The organism is Roseburia sp. CLA-AA-H209 (assembly GCF_020687575.1).
In the GTDB taxonomy this organism is placed as follows: Bacteria; Bacillota; Clostridia; order Lachnospirales; family Lachnospiraceae; genus Roseburia_C; species Roseburia_C amylophila.
Map to the genome: position 1 here is coordinate 26,220 of NZ_JAJEQU010000020.1, position 16,205 is coordinate 42,424.

The 16,205-nt window shown below is 39.5% G+C and carries 20 protein-coding genes; 16 read left to right on the forward strand and 4 right to left on the reverse strand.

Annotation, left to right across the window (positions count from 1 at the left end):
- Positions 1 to 33 precede the first annotated feature (33 nt).
- The 7 genes from LKD41_RS13875 (at position 34) to ftsH (ending at position 8,076) form a co-directional block, all read left to right on the forward strand.
- Positions 34 to 1,467: a phospholipase D family protein gene (locus LKD41_RS13875; RefSeq protein ID WP_227701493.1), complete on the forward strand. Its 1,434-nt coding sequence runs from the start codon at positions 34 to 36 to the stop codon at positions 1,465 to 1,467.
- Positions 1,446 to 2,156, forward strand: coding sequence for a response regulator transcription factor (locus LKD41_RS13880; protein ID WP_003693048.1), 711 nt, complete (start codon positions 1,446 to 1,448; stop codon positions 2,154 to 2,156). The genes LKD41_RS13875 and LKD41_RS13880 overlap by 22 nt, the downstream gene beginning before the upstream one ends.
- On the forward strand, positions 2,156 to 3,199 hold the full coding sequence (locus LKD41_RS13885; RefSeq protein WP_012740924.1) for a HAMP domain-containing sensor histidine kinase: 1,044 nt from the start codon (positions 2,156 to 2,158) through the stop codon (positions 3,197 to 3,199). Before LKD41_RS13880 ends, LKD41_RS13885 begins: the two co-directional genes overlap by 1 nt.
- Before the next feature lie 31 nt (positions 3,200 to 3,230).
- The gene (locus tag LKD41_RS13890) at positions 3,231 to 4,295 is read left to right on the forward strand and encodes an FUSC family protein (protein WP_227701494.1); all 1,065 of its coding nucleotides are present in this window, start codon (positions 3,231 to 3,233) and stop codon (positions 4,293 to 4,295) included.
- Entirely contained in the window at positions 4,285 to 4,857 is a 573-nt protein-coding gene (locus LKD41_RS13895) for a CDP-alcohol phosphatidyltransferase family protein (RefSeq protein ID WP_227701495.1), read from the forward strand. Before LKD41_RS13890 ends, LKD41_RS13895 begins: the two co-directional genes overlap by 11 nt.
- 364 nt (positions 4,858 to 5,221) lie before the next feature.
- Entirely contained in the window at positions 5,222 to 6,211 is a 990-nt protein-coding gene (gene bsh / locus LKD41_RS13900) for a choloylglycine hydrolase (protein WP_118173522.1), read from the forward strand.
- Between the two features lie 50 nt (positions 6,212 to 6,261).
- Positions 6,262 to 8,076 carry an ATP-dependent zinc metalloprotease FtsH gene (gene ftsH, locus LKD41_RS13905; protein ID WP_227701496.1) on the forward strand — a complete coding sequence of 605 codons (1,815 nt, stop codon included), beginning with the start codon at positions 6,262 to 6,264 and terminating at the stop codon, positions 8,074 to 8,076.
- Here the strand turns inward: ftsH and LKD41_RS13910 are convergent.
- A complete protein-coding gene (locus LKD41_RS13910; protein ID WP_227701497.1) occupies positions 8,051 to 8,464 on the reverse strand; it encodes a transposase in 414 nt (137 codons plus the stop codon). The two genes, ftsH and LKD41_RS13910, sit on opposite strands and share 26 nt — an antisense overlap.
- A 352-nt stretch (positions 8,465 to 8,816) precedes the next feature.
- Between LKD41_RS13910 and LKD41_RS13915 the strand changes: the two genes are divergently transcribed.
- The gene (locus LKD41_RS13915; RefSeq protein WP_227701498.1) at positions 8,817 to 10,217 is read left to right on the forward strand and encodes a methyl-accepting chemotaxis protein; all 1,401 of its coding nucleotides are present in this window, start codon (positions 8,817 to 8,819) and stop codon (positions 10,215 to 10,217) included.
- A gap of 103 nt (positions 10,218 to 10,320) precedes the next feature.
- On the opposite strand, the gene LKD41_RS13920 is transcribed toward LKD41_RS13915, so the two are convergent.
- From LKD41_RS13920 to LKD41_RS13930, 3 genes are all read right to left on the reverse strand, one after another.
- Positions 10,321 to 10,584, reverse strand: coding sequence for a hypothetical protein (locus tag LKD41_RS13920; protein ID WP_117699036.1), 264 nt, complete (start codon positions 10,582 to 10,584; stop codon positions 10,321 to 10,323).
- On the reverse strand, positions 10,577 to 10,858 hold the full coding sequence (locus tag LKD41_RS13925; protein ID WP_117699037.1) for a helix-turn-helix transcriptional regulator: 282 nt from the start codon (positions 10,856 to 10,858) through the stop codon (positions 10,577 to 10,579). The genes LKD41_RS13920 and LKD41_RS13925 overlap by 8 nt, the downstream gene beginning before the upstream one ends.
- A gap of 83 nt (positions 10,859 to 10,941) precedes the next feature.
- On the reverse strand, positions 10,942 to 11,382 hold the full coding sequence (locus LKD41_RS13930; protein WP_227701499.1) for a S24 family peptidase: 441 nt from the start codon (positions 11,380 to 11,382) through the stop codon (positions 10,942 to 10,944).
- Positions 11,383 to 11,490: 108 nt separating this feature from the next.
- Here LKD41_RS13930 and LKD41_RS13935 point away from each other — a divergent pair, with 108 nt between their 5' ends.
- The 8 genes from LKD41_RS13935 to LKD41_RS13970 all read left to right on the forward strand — a co-directional run.
- Positions 11,491 to 11,652 (forward strand): hypothetical protein, encoded by a 162-nt coding sequence (locus tag LKD41_RS13935; RefSeq protein WP_156454684.1) that lies wholly within the window; start codon positions 11,491 to 11,493, stop codon positions 11,650 to 11,652.
- A 308-nt stretch (positions 11,653 to 11,960) separates the two neighbouring features.
- Positions 11,961 to 12,089 carry a helix-turn-helix domain-containing protein gene (locus LKD41_RS13940; RefSeq protein WP_227701500.1) on the forward strand — a complete coding sequence of 43 codons (129 nt, stop codon included), beginning with the start codon at positions 11,961 to 11,963 and terminating at the stop codon, positions 12,087 to 12,089.
- A 527-nt stretch (positions 12,090 to 12,616) separates the two neighbouring features.
- On the forward strand, positions 12,617 to 13,537 hold the full coding sequence (locus LKD41_RS13945; protein WP_117922569.1) for a ParM/StbA family protein: 921 nt from the start codon (positions 12,617 to 12,619) through the stop codon (positions 13,535 to 13,537).
- 11 nt (positions 13,538 to 13,548) lie between these two features.
- Positions 13,549 to 13,995 (forward strand): ATP-binding protein, encoded by a 447-nt coding sequence (locus LKD41_RS13950; protein ID WP_227701501.1) that lies wholly within the window; start codon positions 13,549 to 13,551, stop codon positions 13,993 to 13,995.
- Positions 13,996 to 14,000: 5 nt separating this feature from the next.
- Positions 14,001 to 14,174, forward strand: coding sequence for a hypothetical protein (locus LKD41_RS13955; RefSeq protein ID WP_015516967.1), 174 nt, complete (start codon positions 14,001 to 14,003; stop codon positions 14,172 to 14,174).
- A 161-nt stretch (positions 14,175 to 14,335) separates the two neighbouring features.
- Entirely contained in the window at positions 14,336 to 14,563 is a 228-nt protein-coding gene (locus LKD41_RS16085; RefSeq protein WP_081021251.1) for an LPXTG cell wall anchor domain-containing protein, read from the forward strand.
- Between the two features lie 73 nt (positions 14,564 to 14,636).
- The gene (locus LKD41_RS13965) at positions 14,637 to 15,632 is read left to right on the forward strand and encodes a DUF5688 family protein (RefSeq protein WP_015516970.1); all 996 of its coding nucleotides are present in this window, start codon (positions 14,637 to 14,639) and stop codon (positions 15,630 to 15,632) included.
- 109 nt (positions 15,633 to 15,741) lie between these two features.
- Positions 15,742 to 16,205: JAB domain-containing protein (locus LKD41_RS13970; protein ID WP_227701502.1), on the forward strand; the 464-nt coding region annotated here is incomplete at its 3' end.

The following is a 16,205-nucleotide window of genomic DNA, read 5'->3' on the forward strand; positions in this document are numbered from 1 at the left end:
AGTATGAAATAAAAAGGAATCAGGTGATGTACAATGAAAAAGCATAAAATATGTAAAATCCTTCTTGTTATACTGGCAATTTTTTTATGTGTGGCTTTTTATGAATTGATCGGAATCTGCATTGCATATAAAAAGCAGCCGGAAGTGTCCAATACAACCAAAAAAGAAACAAAAAATGGTTCGTGGAACGAATGCAGTGAAAATACGGAACGTGCAGTGATCATAGAAAAGAATCCAGAAGCGCTTTTACAAAGAGTGCGTTTGATCCAGAATGCAAAAGAGGAAATTATTCTTTCTACTTTTGCATTTAAATCCGATGAAAGTGGAAAATTAATCTTAGGAGCACTGCATGATGCGGCAGACAGAGGTGTGCATATTCGTCTGTTAGTAGATGGAATGGAGAGCTGGATTGATATGGAAGGAAATCCGTATTTCTATGGATTATCTTCTCATGAGAATGTTGAAATTAAACTGTATAATAAAGCCAACCCGTTGAAACCATGGAAAATGATGGGTAGAATGCATGATAAATATTTGATTGCAGATGGTAAGACATATATTCTTGGCGGAAGAAATACATACAATTATTTCCTGGGTGATTTTCCGGGACATAAGAACTATGATAGAGACGTGTTAGTGGTTTGCGATGAACCTGAGAAAGAAAATTCAGTTAACCAGTTGTTAGAGTATTTTGAAACCATATGGAATCAGGAAGACAGTGGTTATTTTCATGACAATAAAAAACTGGCAAATAGAAAATCTGTAAAGAACGCAGTTTTAGAGCTGCAGAACGGCTATCAGAAATATTTTGAAGAGAATAAGGAAAGAATCTGCGATACCGATTACACGGACGAAACTTTTGAGACAGAAAAGATTGCATTAGTGTCAAATCCTATTCACACAGGTTCCAAAGAACCAGTAGTGTGGTATCAATTGGGAGAATTGATGAAAAATGCAAAAAATCGTGTGAAGATCCACACGCCATACATTATCTGTAATGATATGATGTATAATACATGGGAGGAGATTGCAGAGAACGTTTCAGATTTTTCTATCATGACAAATTCAGTTGCGAATAATGGGAATCCATTTGGGGCTGCCGATTATGCGAAAAACAGAAATAGAATCTTAAGTACAGGAATTAATATCTGGGAATATGAAGGCGGTTATTCATACCACGGAAAAAGTATTCTGATTGACGATGATCTGTCTGTAATCGGTTCCTTTAATATGGACATGAGAAGTGCATATCTGGATACGGAACTGATGCTTGTAATTCGCAGTAAAGATATTAATAAACAGTTGGAAGAGAGCATGGTGGAATATGAAAGAGTGTCCCGACAGGTATTGGAAGATGGAACCTATCGTGATCCGTATCATGTAGAGCCAATTGAATTGACAAAGAAGCGTCAGAGAAAAATATTTTTGGTACAGCATCTGCTTGGATGGGCAAGGTATCTGTTTTAATAAGGAGGAAGGAAAACGTGTTCCAAATATTGATTGTAGAAGATGATAAAGAATTAAGCCAGCTATTCCAAAAAGTGCTTGAGAAGAATGGATATCAAGTCAAAAGTGCATCGGATGGAGCACAGGCATTAGAAGTATTGGATAAGGAATATATTGATCTGATCATTTCTGATATTATGATGCCGGTTATGGATGGTTATGAACTGGTGTCAGAACTTCGTTCAGCAGGATATCAGATACCAGTTCTTATGATCACTGCGAAAGGTTCCTTTGATGATATGCGCCAGGGATTTCTTTCGGGAAGTGACGATTATATGGTAAAACCGGTAAATGTGAATGAAATGGTTTTAAGAGTCGGAGCACTGCTTCGCCGTGCACAGATACTGAATGAACACAAAATTGTGATCGGTTCAACAGAGTTTGATTATGATGCAATGACGGTTACAACTGATAAGGAAAGTCTTGTTTTGCCTAAAAAAGAATTCCTGCTTTTATATAAGCTTGCAGCTTCGCCAGGCAGAACATTTACAAAACAACAGTTGATGGATGAAGTATGGGGATACGAGACGGAGGCAGACCCACATACGATAGAGGTACATATAGGAAGAATCAGAGAGCGTTTTAAAGATAACCCTGATTTTGAAATCGTAACAATGCGTGGAATTGGATACAAGGTGGTGAAAAAATAATGGAACAAAAGAAAGAAAAAGGATTGCGGATCCGATCCTGTCTGACTGGTGCAATCTGGCTGGCACTTGTATTTTCAACAGTTATATCTGCTTTATTATTTGCTATTTTGAATCATTTTTTTAATCTGCCGGGCAGCATACCTGTGCTTGGCTGGCTTTTGATTTTCAATACATTGATTGCAGGGCTGATCACTTCCTTTATTAATGCAAAGTTATTGGAACCAATTACCAGACTTAGTAAAGCAATGAAGGAAGTTTCTCGGGGAGATTTTGAACAGCATTTGGAAACGAACAGCCGTATAGCAGAAGTTGGAGAATCTTATCAAAGTTTTAACGTTATGACAAAAGAACTTCGTGCAACAGAGGTGCTGCAGATGGATTTTGTATCTAATGTTTCTCATGAGTTTAAGACCCCGATTAATGCCATTGAAGGATATACAATGCTGCTTCAGGGAGAAGAACTGTCTCCGGATCAAGAGGAATATGTAGAAAAAATCTTATTTAACACCCAAAGACTTTCCGGATTGGTTGGTAATATTTTGCTGTTATCCAAGTTAGAGAATCAGAATATACCAATGAAAAAAACAGAATATCGTCTGGATGAACAGATCCGCCAGGCATTTCTTTCATTGGAAACAAAATGGACAGAAAAAGAAATTGGTTTTCAGGTAGAATTGGAGGAAGTTAAATATACTGGGAATGAAGGACTTTTTATGCATATCTGGATAAATCTTTTGGATAATGCGATTAAGTTCAGCCCTTCAAAGGGGACAATTACGATGTTTCTGAAACAAGAACAGGATTCTGTTAAGTTCATTCTGGAAGATGAAGGACCAGGAATAGAGGATGATGTAAAATCCAGAATATTTGACAAGTTCTATCAGGTAGATGGATCTCATAAAGCAGAAGGAAATGGCCTAGGTCTTGCACTTGTAAAACGGATCGTAGATAGTGCCGGAGGAACAATCAAAGCAGAAAACCGTGAATATGGTGGATGCAGATTTGTTGTAGAGCTTCCAATACAGAAAGATGAGGCCATATAAGTTTAAGAAAAACAGATAGAGGAGGAATTACATGACATTTTATCAGGAATTGCAGTTAAATCAGGCAGGTTCTAAAAATCTGTTGAAAAAGAGTGAAACACGAAAAGAAAAATTATATCATATGTGGGTATATCTGGTGAAGATAGCTGTTACAATGGCATTTTGTTTTTTATTTGTTACTATTTTCAGTATCTTATTTGGAAATGAGAATAGTATTGTGGGTGTAGTAGTTTTATTATGCCTTATGGTATTTCGGAATGCGGATCTGGGGATCCATACCGGACAATCTACGATGCTTTTGGCTTTGTTCTTTGTAATTATGGCTGTATGTCCGCATTTAGCAAATCAGTTTTCACCGGTATTGGGAATGCTGTTAAATATTGCGGCACTGGCTGTATTGATTCTGTTCGGATGCCATAATCCATTCATGTTTAATCAATCTACATTGGTTCTTGGGTATCTGCTGCTATATGGTTATGATGTTACAGGAAAAAGCTATCAGATGCGATTAGTCGGAATGGCTTTAGGTGCAGCACTTACCTGCTTCGTATTTTATCGAAATCATAAAAACAGAACTTATAAAAGAAATCTGAAAGATCTGATACAAGAATTTGATATCACTTCTTCCAGAACAAAATGGCAGATATGTCAGATTTTATGCGTACCGATTGTCCTTTGCATTGCAGAACTTTGTAATATGCCACGTGCAATGTGGGCTGGTATTGCGGCCATGTCCGCGATTTTGCCGTTTATGGAAGATATGCACTACAGAGTCCGTAAAAGGATTGTCGGAAATATTGCGGGTGTTATATGTTTTACAATATTATATTTTCTGCTTCCTTCGTCAATCTATGCATATATAGGAATTCTTGGTGGAATCGGTGTAGGATTTTCAGCAAAATATGGCTGGCAGGCAGTATTTAACACATTTGGTGCTTTAGCCATTGCTGCAGAGACTTATGGACTACAAGGAGCGGTTAGTCTTAGAGTGATTCAAAATGTTTTTGGTGTTGTGTTTGCTTTAGCATTTTGTGTTATATTTTATTGGTTTATGTCTAAAAAAAAGGAAAGTGATGTGACCGTACATGCAGAGTGAAGTGAATCAGGAAGAAAATTTGAATAGAATTATTACGGTTCCTAATCTTCTTTCTTTTTTTCGGCTTTGTCTGATTCCGGTAATTATATGGAGTTATTGTGTAAAGAAAAATCCTCTGTTAGCTGGTGAAATCTTATTGCTGTCTGGTCTTACGGATCTTGCTGATGGATATATCGCAAGAAGATTCCATAGGATTAGTAATTTAGGAAAAATACTTGATCCGGTGGCTGATAAGCTGACACAGGCAGCGATGTTAATCTGTCTGTTTACTCGTTTTCAGCATATGCTTCTTTTAATCGTAATAATGGCAGGTAAGGAGCTGTATATGGTAGTCAGTGGATGTCTTGTGATACGAAAGACAGGAAAAGTACATGGTGCAGACTGGCATGGAAAGATAGTAACCTTTTTATTATATGGAACTGCAGCGGTGCATATTATATGGTTCCACATTACACCGATGGTATCAGATCTGTTGATTGGTTTGTGCGCTATCATGATGGTCATATCGGTCGCTCTGTATATTATCCAGAATACCAGGACTCTTAAGGGAGAGACTGTATAAGCAATTTTATATTGCAATGACTAGAAAAATATTTAGGAGAAGATAGATATAAACAGTAAGTCAAACACACAAACTATGGAGTCTTTAGTCGGTTTAATAAAATTTTAGATAGAAAATAAGTCATTCAATGTCATTTAGATAAGGTTTTTTATGACAAAAAGACAGATTGCTTATCTGCCTTATAATGCAGTATAATGGTAGTCAGACAGTTTTGGATATAAGAGATGATCTTGGAGCAACCATGAATGAATGCAGGGAAGTGACCGAAAAGTACCGCACAGGACGGAGTGCATATTTACGGATCGGACAGTTGTTTATGAGATTGTTTGCAGGACTATTATAGCAGAAAGAAGAGGTGTTCGATATGTGTACAGCAGCAACTTACAAAACAAAAGATTTTTATATGGGCAGAACGCTTGATTATGAATTTTCCTATGGGGAACAGATCACGATAACGCCAAGAAATTACGAATTTGATTTCCGGTTTGCCGGGAAGATAAAAAGCCATTATGCTTTGATCGGAATGGCATTTGTTGCAGGAGGTTATCCGCTTTATTATGATGCTGTTAATGAAAAAGGCCTTGGAATGGCAGGTCTTAATTTTGTTGGCAATGCGGCATATGAAGAGGTTTTGCCGGAAGATGAAACAGAAGTCAGCCAGGTGGCACAGTTCGAGTTCATCCCATGGATCCTTGCACAGTGTGCTACTGTAGAAGAGGTGAGAGAGAAGCTGGCAGCAATGAGACTGACAGGCACAGCATTCAGCGAACAGCTGCCGACAGCACAGCTTCACTGGATCATTGCAGACAAAGACTCCTGTATTGTTGTTGAGTCTATGAAGGATGGGCTGCATGTATATGATAATCCGGTAGGAGTGCTTACCAATAATCCACCATTCCCGGGTCAGATGTTTGCACTTAATAATTATGCCGGAGTATCCAGAAAACAGCCGGAGAGTACTTTTGCAGGAGTATTACAGCTTGATGCATATAGCAGAGGAATGGGTGGAATGGGAATACCTGGAGATCTTTCCAGCCAGTCAAGATTTGTGAAAGTTGCCTTTACAAAATTAAATTCGATCTCCGGTGAAGAAGAGGATGAGAGTGTAAGCCAGTTCTTCCATATCTTAGGATCCGTAGATCAGCAACGTGGATGCTGTGAGGTGACAGAAGGCAAATATGAGATCACGATATACACATCCTGTTGTAATACAGCAAAAGGTATTTATTATTATACGACTTATGATAATCATCAGATCACAGCGGTTGACATGCATGCCGAAAATCTGGATTCAGATCAGCTGATCTGTTATCCGCTTCTGTCCAAGGGCGAAGTCAGATGGCAGAATAAATAATACGAAAATGCACGGAGAAAGCATAACGCAGAACAACAGGAGGAAAGACCATGAAAGAAGTTAAAACACCGAAAAAACCACTGGCATATTATTATGGGATTGTGTTAATAGTGCTGATCGTATTTAATCTGGTTGTCACACCAATCCTTATGGAGCATCAGGTAAAGGAAACGGATTATGGAACTTTTATGAGCATGATCGAGAAGAAGAATATCGGTGAAGTAGAAGTTAAGGACAATCAGATCATCTTTACAGATAAAGATCAAAAAAATATTTATAAAACAGGTCTGATGAACGATCCGAACCTGACGGACAGGCTATATGAATGTGGAGCAGTATTCGCAAAAGATATCGATAAGCAGATGTCACCGATCATCAGCTTCCTGCTGACCGGGGTTTTGCCATTGATCCTTTTTATCGCACTGGGAAATTATATGGCGAAGAAACTGATGGAGCATGCCGGAGGAAAAAATTCGATGGCTTTTGGAATGGGAAAAAGCAATGCGAAGATTTATGTGCAATCCAGCGAGGGAATCCGTTTTTCAGATGTTGCAGGAGAAGATGAGGCGAAAGAAAACCTTTCAGAGATCGTTGATTATCTTCACAATCCGAAGAAGTATACCGATGTAGGTGCGTCTATGCCAAAAGGTGTCCTTCTTGTAGGACCTCCGGGAACCGGCAAAACAATGCTTGCAAAAGCAGTTGCAGGTGAATCAAATGTACCATTTTTCTCAATGTCCGGATCAGAATTTGTTGAGATGTTTGTCGGTATGGGAGCTTCCAAAGTTCGAGATCTTTTCGGACAGGCAAAGGAAAAGGCACCATGTATCGTGTTTATTGATGAAATTGATGCCATTGGTAAAAAGCGTGACGGACAAATGGGCGGAAATGATGAGAGGGAGCAGACCTTAAACCAGCTTCTTACAGAGATGGACGGATTTGAAGGAAATAATGGTGTCATCATTCTTGCTGCAACGAACCGTCCGGAGTCGTTAGATCCGGCACTTACACGTCCGGGACGTTTTGACAGGCGTGTGCCGGTTGAACTGCCGGATCTTGCAGGCCGTGAAGCAATTTTAAAGGTTCATGCAAAGAAGATAAAAGCATCTGATGATGTTGACCTGCATACGATTGCACGTATGGCATCCGGTGCATCCGGTGCGGAGCTTGCCAATATTATAAATGAAGCAGCATTACGTGCTGTCCGTAGTGGAAGGACCGTTGTAAATGAATCTGATCTCGAAGAAAGTATAGAAGTGGTTATTGCAGGATATCAGAAGAAGAATGCGGTTCTTTCAGATCAGGAGAAGAAGGTTGTTGCATATCATGAGATAGGACACGCTCTGGTAGCTGCATTGCAGAGTCATTCAGCACCGGTCCAGAAGATTACGATCATCCCGCGTACCTCAGGTGCACTCGGCTACACTATGCAGGTTGAGCAGGGTGATAAATATCTGATGACGAAAAAAGAACTTGAGAATAAGATTGCTACATTTACAGGCGGACGTGCGGCAGAGGAGATCGTATTTGGTGAGATCACGACCGGAGCCTCCAATGATATCGAACAGGCAACAAAAATTGCAAGAGCGATGATCACCCGCTACGGCATGACAGATGAATTCGACATGGTGGCAATGGAAACCGTGACCAACCAGTATCTTGGCGGCGATACGTCTCTTTCCTGTTCTGCAGATACCCAGAAGGAAATTGATGAAAAAGTTGTGCAGCTCGTAAAAGCAGAGCATGAAAAAGCAAGAAAAATCCTTGCTGAAAACAGGGAAAAACTGGACGAACTGGCTATGTACCTGTATGAGAAGGAAACAATTACAGGTGACGAATTTATGAATATTTTAGATAGAAAATAATGTAGTTAATTAGATAACCAATTCCACCCAAGAAAGATATTATATAATGCATATGATATTTGGTATCAAAAAGGAAACAGAGAACCTTTATCATGTATGCAGAGCCTTTTATCTCATCTGCTTTAGCTTTAGCTGCTTTCACAATAGCAAGTTCAGGATCATCCTTTTTAGGACGACCCTTGCCATATGGATTATCTTTTTTGATCTGCTTATATTCGCTGTAGGCATCATGCCAGATATCTTTTCTGACTTCATCGAGAGCTGTCATAGCCCACTCGACTACGTGAAAGGAATCAACACAACGGGCGCAGTCAGGAGTGTATTCATTTACACACTCTGTGACCCTTTTTGTAACTGGTTTCGTCAATGCCGATATTAACCAGACCATCAAGTCTTCTTGAGCGCTCCGGTTCTAAATCGTGAAGAGCACGATTGACACAGCGACCTACAGTTTCCCAGCCCCCTCCAAGTGGTTGGTCTGCTGGAATGTTTGTCATAAGCAGGACATGACTTGTGACAGAAAGGGCAGTCATTCTCATGCCATTTATTAGGTCTGGCTTTGATACGGATGTGTTTCACGCCATCCTCATCAGAGTAAAGATTAAAATTTTCTATCAAGAGAATAAAGTATTGACAAAATTTTGTGGGGTGGGGTAGAATGATGGTAAAAAATTCCAAAACATAACGCATTGGCGCTTTTCGCAGAAAGAAGAAAAATAAACATGAAAAAGAGAAAGAACTTGGGAAAAAAGTTAGTAACAATGTTAGTGTCTGTAGGCTTTTTTGCAGTTTTGGTTACAGTCTTGAATTTAATGGCATTACAAGCTATTCGAGGAAAGAATGATGTGCTTATAGAACAGTTTGAACAATATGAAGAAGCAGTGAAAAATAATGATACCGCAGTTTTTGAAACAGCAAAAGGAGAAGTGGCAGAAGCCATCAGACATATCAACTACAGAATAAATGGAAGCATCATTTTTGATCTTGCACTTGTGGTAGCTGATATTATTGTAATCGTACTTCTTTCGATTGTTATTAATAAGTCCATTGTTCGTCCAGCAAAAAGAGCAAAGAATGATTTGGATGATATCATTTTAGGTATAGAATCAGGACAGGGTAATCTTACGTTAAGAGTATTTGATGAAACCAGTGATGAAATTGGTCAGCTTGCAAATGGTGTCAACCATTTTATTGAAACATTACAAAATCTTATGGTAAAGATTCAGAGTGTATCAAAAGATATGAAAAAATCTTCCTATCTTGTACAAAATGAGGCGGAATCTTCAAATATGAGTGCATCCAATGTGAGTGCAACATCGGAAGAACTTGCAGCATCCATGGAAGAGGTATCTGCTTCTCTATCTGATTTAGCCCAAGGATGTAATAATCTGCTGGAGAAAATGGCAGGCATGAATGAGGATGCTAAGAACTCTGCAATGAAGATGCATGAAGTGAAGCTTACTGCAGAAAATAGCTATAAAGAAGCGATTGCATCAAAAGAAAAAACAGTAGAAACATTTGATGGCATTCAAAAGGATGTCGCGGAGGCAGTAGAAGCATCTAAGTCTGTAAATGAAATTGCAAAACTTACAGAAAATATCTTAAATATCGCAGCACAGACAAATCTTCTAGCACTTAATGCATCGATTGAAGCAGCAAGAGCAGGGGAAGCAGGCAGGGGCTTTGCCGTTGTTGCAGATGAAATCAGACAGCTTGCAGATAGTTCACGTGAGACAGCAAACAATATTCAGGAAATCAGTGGAAAAGTTATTGAGGCAGTAAACAATCTGTCTGGAAATGCAACAGAAATGATTCGTTTTGTAGATGAAAAGGTAGCACTTGATTATGACAACTTTGTAAAAATTATTGGAAATTATGATGCTGATTCTGATCAGGCAAGTAATACATTTAACGAGTTTGCAGTTGAGTCAAAAGATAGCTTAGGTACAATGAATGATATGAATGAAGGTATCAATAACATTTCTATAGCGATTGAAGAATCTGCAAAAGGTGTTACAAACGTAGCACAAGAGATATCACAACTTGTAACAGCAATTTCAGCAATTACAGTGCAGGCGGACGAAAATAAGAACCTTTCGGAAGATTTATCGGATGAAGTAGCAAAATTTGAAAAAGTTTAACTAACAGATTTTTATTATGAAAAGAACTGTATTAGGTAAATAACCCGCACTAACTAAAAATGAATGCCAGAATAAGCACAAAGGCATAGCCCCATTACGGGTTCTATGCCTTTGCGTTTTCCGGAAGATTGTCATTAACTGCATCAAATTCAAGATTCTGTTCCCGGCACCATTCGACAGCATTCGACAGAGCTTCACCGGCGCGGCAGGTCCAGAGAATGAGTTTGTTGCCATTGCGTTTCCATTCCTGGAGATATTCGATCAGTGCCTGGTTTGGCTGACCAAGCTCCGGCCATTTGCTGTAGCAGAGAGTGCCATCAAAATCAACAGCGATTGTCTGGAAATCTAACATTTTTTTATTATTCATTCAGATCATCTCCTTTAGAGGGAGTCTGCTGAACACCAAGATGATAGCAGAACAGGCTTGTTACCGGTTTGTGAAAAAAATCTGCAATTCTCATGGCGTATAGCAGAGAAGGAATATGCTGTTTTGACTCGATATTGGCAATAGTTTTCAGGCTGATGCCGGTTGCTGATGCAAGTTCTTTCTGGGTAATGCCAAGATCTGCCCTCGCTTCAACAAGTCTGCAGGTAATTGTGTCTGTCATGGTGTTTATGTCTATATCCATATCAGTATTCATATATATGCACCTCCAAATTCAGAATTGTTCAGGTCTGTTCCGCTATAATAATCCTACAGTTTTAAGTGTTCCAAAAAAAGGACTTATGAAAGAACACGGCCGAATATTTTGAAGGAACTGTTCTCTGTAACCGGAATCGGATCATATTTTTTATTCAGTGATATGAGGTAGGTTCCGAGTCTGTTATTCTGAAATTTCTTCACATATGCGTTTCCATCAAGATAGAAGATACCTATTTCGCCATCATCAAGGCATGCTGTCTGTTCAATCCAGATGAGATCCTTATTATGGTATTTAGGTTCCATACTGTCACCATCTACATATACGCCAAATGTGGCAGCCTCCGGAATGTCAGGAGAGGAGAATATCTCATATTCGTCACTATCAAGAAAAGAGCCGGTACCAGCGGAAACGGTATTGTAAAATACTTTTTTTTCCCTGATCACATGGATAGGAATGATCTCTGCCGGTTTATAGTTGCCGGTGCTTTCCAGATCGCTGATATATTCAAGCACTTTGTTCATTCCATTTTCATTCAGGTTCCGGAATGGATTAAGAGGACTCTGGCCAACAAACTCTGTATAGATATCGTATATTTCAAGAATTTCACATAAGGCGAGAAACTGTCTGGCATGCATGGAATACCGGCAATCGGCATCAGGGTAGCTGATCCAAACAATCTGGATGACGGTGTGGAAATGGATGTGCTGATCGGAAAGAGAATTGATCTGGATATGCTTCATTATGTGCCGGAGCTTGCAGACAACTGGCAGGCGCAGCAGATGATAAGATAGGTGACAAAGTCGGACAGATTGTGATCATGCCGGTTCTGATACCAGATTTTACCTTTGAATCATGGGAAGAACGTGGAACCGGGGCATTTGGATCGACAGGAGGATAAGGATGATTAAATTGTTGATGTGCATAGAGATAGGTATGTGCTATACTGTGTAAAAAGATATGTACAAATTTGAAGTTTTTTAAGTAAATTACAACTCTACGGAGCATAGAAACCGCTAAAACTCACCATATTCTACGTTACGTGGGTGTAAATAAACAGTGGGAATTTATACAATAAATCCAGAAAGGAGGACACGAACCTATGGACCAAATTAAGATAGGTAAATTTATTGCTGAAGAAAGAAAAGCAAAAAAATATACTCAACGGGAATTGGCAGATAAGCTTAGTATCAGCGATAAAACAATCTCAAAATGGGAAAGGGGTGTTTGAGTTATAATAGGACCAAGTTAGATGAAACCCAGTAAAATCAAGGGGTTAGCACTAATTTAGTCCTTATTTTTATACCATTTTAGCGGTAAAGATAGGGCAGCGCTGCAATATTAAACCGAAAATCCAAGTCAGCATCACAGATGTCCACAATCAGTCTGAGAGTGAATCTGTGCGCTTAGATTAGGTACAATTTTATATCAAAAACATTTAGTGAGGACTAAATTAGCACTTGAGATGGAATATTCCATCAGCTGGTTTGGTCCTCTTTTTATTTGAGAGGAGTGGTCGAATGGGCAAGGTGTTAATTTGGTTCGTAATCATTATTAGTACAGTGGTTCTCTACTGTCTTATGAAAGTTAAGGCAGAGAGTGATGAACTGTATGAGAAATTAGTGAGAAAGCATTTTTATGGCAGGTCTGATGATATACCTGCATCTGACAAAACTGAGCACTTGAAAGGGTGTGGGTAATTATATGAAATTTTGCAAAACAATAATGCAGACAATACAGAAAAGGAGTGAAAGGAACATGAATAACAAGTTAGAAGTAATCGGCATTGATCATGGCTGGTCAATGATGAAAACAATCTCTCAGGTATTTGTCACAGGTGTTAAGGAGATTACAACAACTCCGGCACTTTTCGGCGATGTACTTGAGTATGAAGGAAAGTTCTATAAGGTTGGAACTGTGAGGCAGGAAGTAAAGGATACCAAGGTTGAAGATGACAGCTTTTATCTTCTCACTCTTGCAACAGTTGCTAAGGAACTTAAAAGAAGAGGTCTTGAAGAGGCAAAAGTATTCCTTGCTGTAGGACTTCCACTTACAAGATTTGGAGCTGAGAAGAATGATTTTATCAAGTACCTGACAAAGAATAAGCGTGTAAGCTTCAAATATGAGAATGAGCCGTATCATATTGAAATTGATGATGTGGCAGTATTTCCTCAGTGCTATGCAGCAGTAGTGGACAAGATTCCTACAATGGCAAAGAAAACGCTGATAGTAGATATCGGTAGCTGGACAATCGACATTATGCCGGTAATCAACAAGTCACCGGATGAATCAAAGTGTGTGACGATTCCAAAAGGTCTTATTACCTGTATGCGTTCTATCAATGAGCAGTGTGTAAGACAGCTTAACGGAGAGGTAGACGAGTCAGAGATACAGAATATCATGCGATATGGCAGGTCAGATATTGATGATGAATACTTTGCCATTATCAAGGCAGAGATAGAGGATTTTGTCGATAAGGTATATAACTCAATCCGTGAGTTTGGGTATAACTTAAAAACTACACCGATTGTATTTGTCGGAGGCGGGGCAGTTGTGATGAAGAATTTTGGTAGTCATGATGCTAAGAACATTTCCTATAACCTTGATGTAAAGGCAAATGCAAGAGGATATGAGCAGCTTGCCACAATGGGACTTAAAAGCACTAAGCGATTATCATAAGGAGGCAGATGATGGGAAGAAGACTTGAATATGAAGTAAAAACTTCTGTCCGCCTCAACATGAGCAATCCTCAGCATGTGAAAATCAATGATGTGATTCAGAACCTTGATCCGAAGATTTTCAAATCTAAGAACCAGTTCATCATAGATGCGATTCAGTTCTATATTGATAATTATGGAAAAGAAACCTTTGTTATCAAGAAGAAGGAAAAAGAGAGGGCTGAATATATCCGGTCAGAAGATATTGAGGATATTAAGGAAGAAGTCATTGAAGTAGCAACCAATGAGGCTAGGAAAGAGGTCATAAGGCTGTTAGGCGGAGTGATATCCGGGATGAATGTTGGTCAGCCGGTAATAATGCAGGCAGCCAATAGTGAAGCACAAGAACCTACAGAAGATGTTATGGACGATGCAGATGTTGCAGGACTTGCAATGGGATGGATGTCGAAAGGAGACTGATTATTATGAGAAGAGTTATGGGAGCCGTAGGAACAGTAATTTTAGAGATACTCAAGTGGATATTAAGGATAATTCTTGGAGCGTTGAAGCTGGTCTTAGGACTTGCCAGAATAATTCTTCTTCTATTCGCTATGGTGGCAAGGATATTTCTTTCATTCGTAAGAATGGGCACATTCTGAGAGGAGGTGAGCGTATGCAGGTAAAGGGTTTATTCTTAAATTATAAGAAAAACAGAAGACTTATGCAGTATTTCTTTAAAATAAGAGAGCTGGTATAATGAAAGGAGTTTAAGATGCACAGAATACGGGACAGTCCTATGTGTCCCGTGCATTACAGATAAATAGTTCACTGCAAGGGTGGATGGCACGATGTAACACTTCGATATGATGATAATGCACCGGATGTTGTTGTAGCAACTCTTAAGCTTGTCAATGTACCGACAGAGCCTAAGCTTCCACAGACAGGAGACAATGCAAATCCGCTTCTTTATCTTGGAATTGGTGCACTTGCACTTATTACAGGTGTTGGAGTCGGACTTCGTGGAAGAAAGAAAAAGAATAAACAGTAACAATTAACCTTGCGGGGAATGTAAGCCAGTGACTTATGTTCCCTGCTTTTTTAGATTAAGGAGGAACCGTAATATGATGAATTATGAGATTTTTAAGGAAGTAGTAAAAGAAAAGTTTATGGATTATATGCCTGAGAAGTTCAAAGGAGTGGAACTTGTGGCAGAGCCAGTGGAAAAGGTGAATGTGACTCTTGATGGCATCATCTTAAGAGAAGAAGGCAGGAACATTTCGCCTACGATTTATATCAATGACATGTATAAGAAGTATCAGGACTGTGGTGATCTTGAGGAAACACTTATGGCTGCATGTGACTTCATGGAAAGGGCATATGAGCAGGCTCCGGATGTTGATGTGGACAGCATTATGAAGGATGCTAACGAGAAGATTGTATTCCAGCTCATCAATACAGAGCAGAATAAGACATTTTTGGAACAGGTGCCGCACAGGGAGTTCCAGGATCTTTCTATTGTGTATAAGGTAATAATCAGTGCAGATAAGGATGCGGTGCAGAGTTCAAAAATTACAAATGAATTTGCAAAAAGACTTGGAATGAGCGAGGAACAGCTCTTTAAGTGTGCAGCGGAAAACACAAGAAGACTCTTCCCACCTGTCGTTCGTAGCATGAATGACATTATGAAAGAAATGTTCGCAAGGGATGGGATGCCACAGGAGATCGCAGAGATGATGATAGCTGAGATTCCACCGGAGCAGACGATGTGGGTGATTTCCAATGAAAAGGGTATCAATGGTGCAGCATCCATGCTTTATGAGAATGAGCTTCATGAGCTGGCAGAGAGTCTAGAGAGTGACCTTTATATTCTCCCTTCGAGCGTGCATGAGGTTATTGCAGTATCTTCAGATATGGGAAGCCCTGAGATGCTAGCACAGATGGTAGTCGAGGTAAATATGCAGGAGGTGTCTTTGGACGAGAGACTTTCCAATCAGGTATATCACTATGATAAGGATTTAAGAAAACTCACCCTTGCAACTGATACACCAAACAAGAGACTTGATGGTATCGTTGCAGAACCTCCCCTTGTATATGATGCGAAGGAAAAGTCCAGATAGGAGGCAGTTATGGAGCAGGAACTTACAATGGAAGAACTCATTGCTCTCATAAACAGCCAGAAAGGTGACTTTGTTATCCGTGTCGAGTTTGGAGAGGAGGCGGTGTCTGATGCCAAAGAAGAATGACTTCAAGCTTGATGTGGTTTCGGTAAGACTTGTAAAGGATGCTCCGATTTATTCGGAGCATACCTTTAACAATCCGGCGGATATAGCTGCTGTCATGGGAGACTGTATGTGCCAGTTTGACAGGGAGGTAGTGTGTGTGGTCAATCTAAGGTCAGATTTAAAACCTATCAATGTGCATTTTGCAAGTGTTGGTTCTTTAAATGAGGCAATGGCACATCCGAGGGAACTGTTTAAATCAAGTATCTTAAGCAATGCGGCAAGCATGATGTTAATCCATTGTCATCCATCCGGGAATGTATTCCCAAGCAAGGCTGATACCATGATGACAGACCGCATGAACAAGCTGTGTGAACTGATGGGAATACCGCTCATTGACCATATCATAGTCGGTGGAGACAATCGTGAATTTTTCAGTTTCAGGGAAAAAGGCATGATTGATAATCCTAA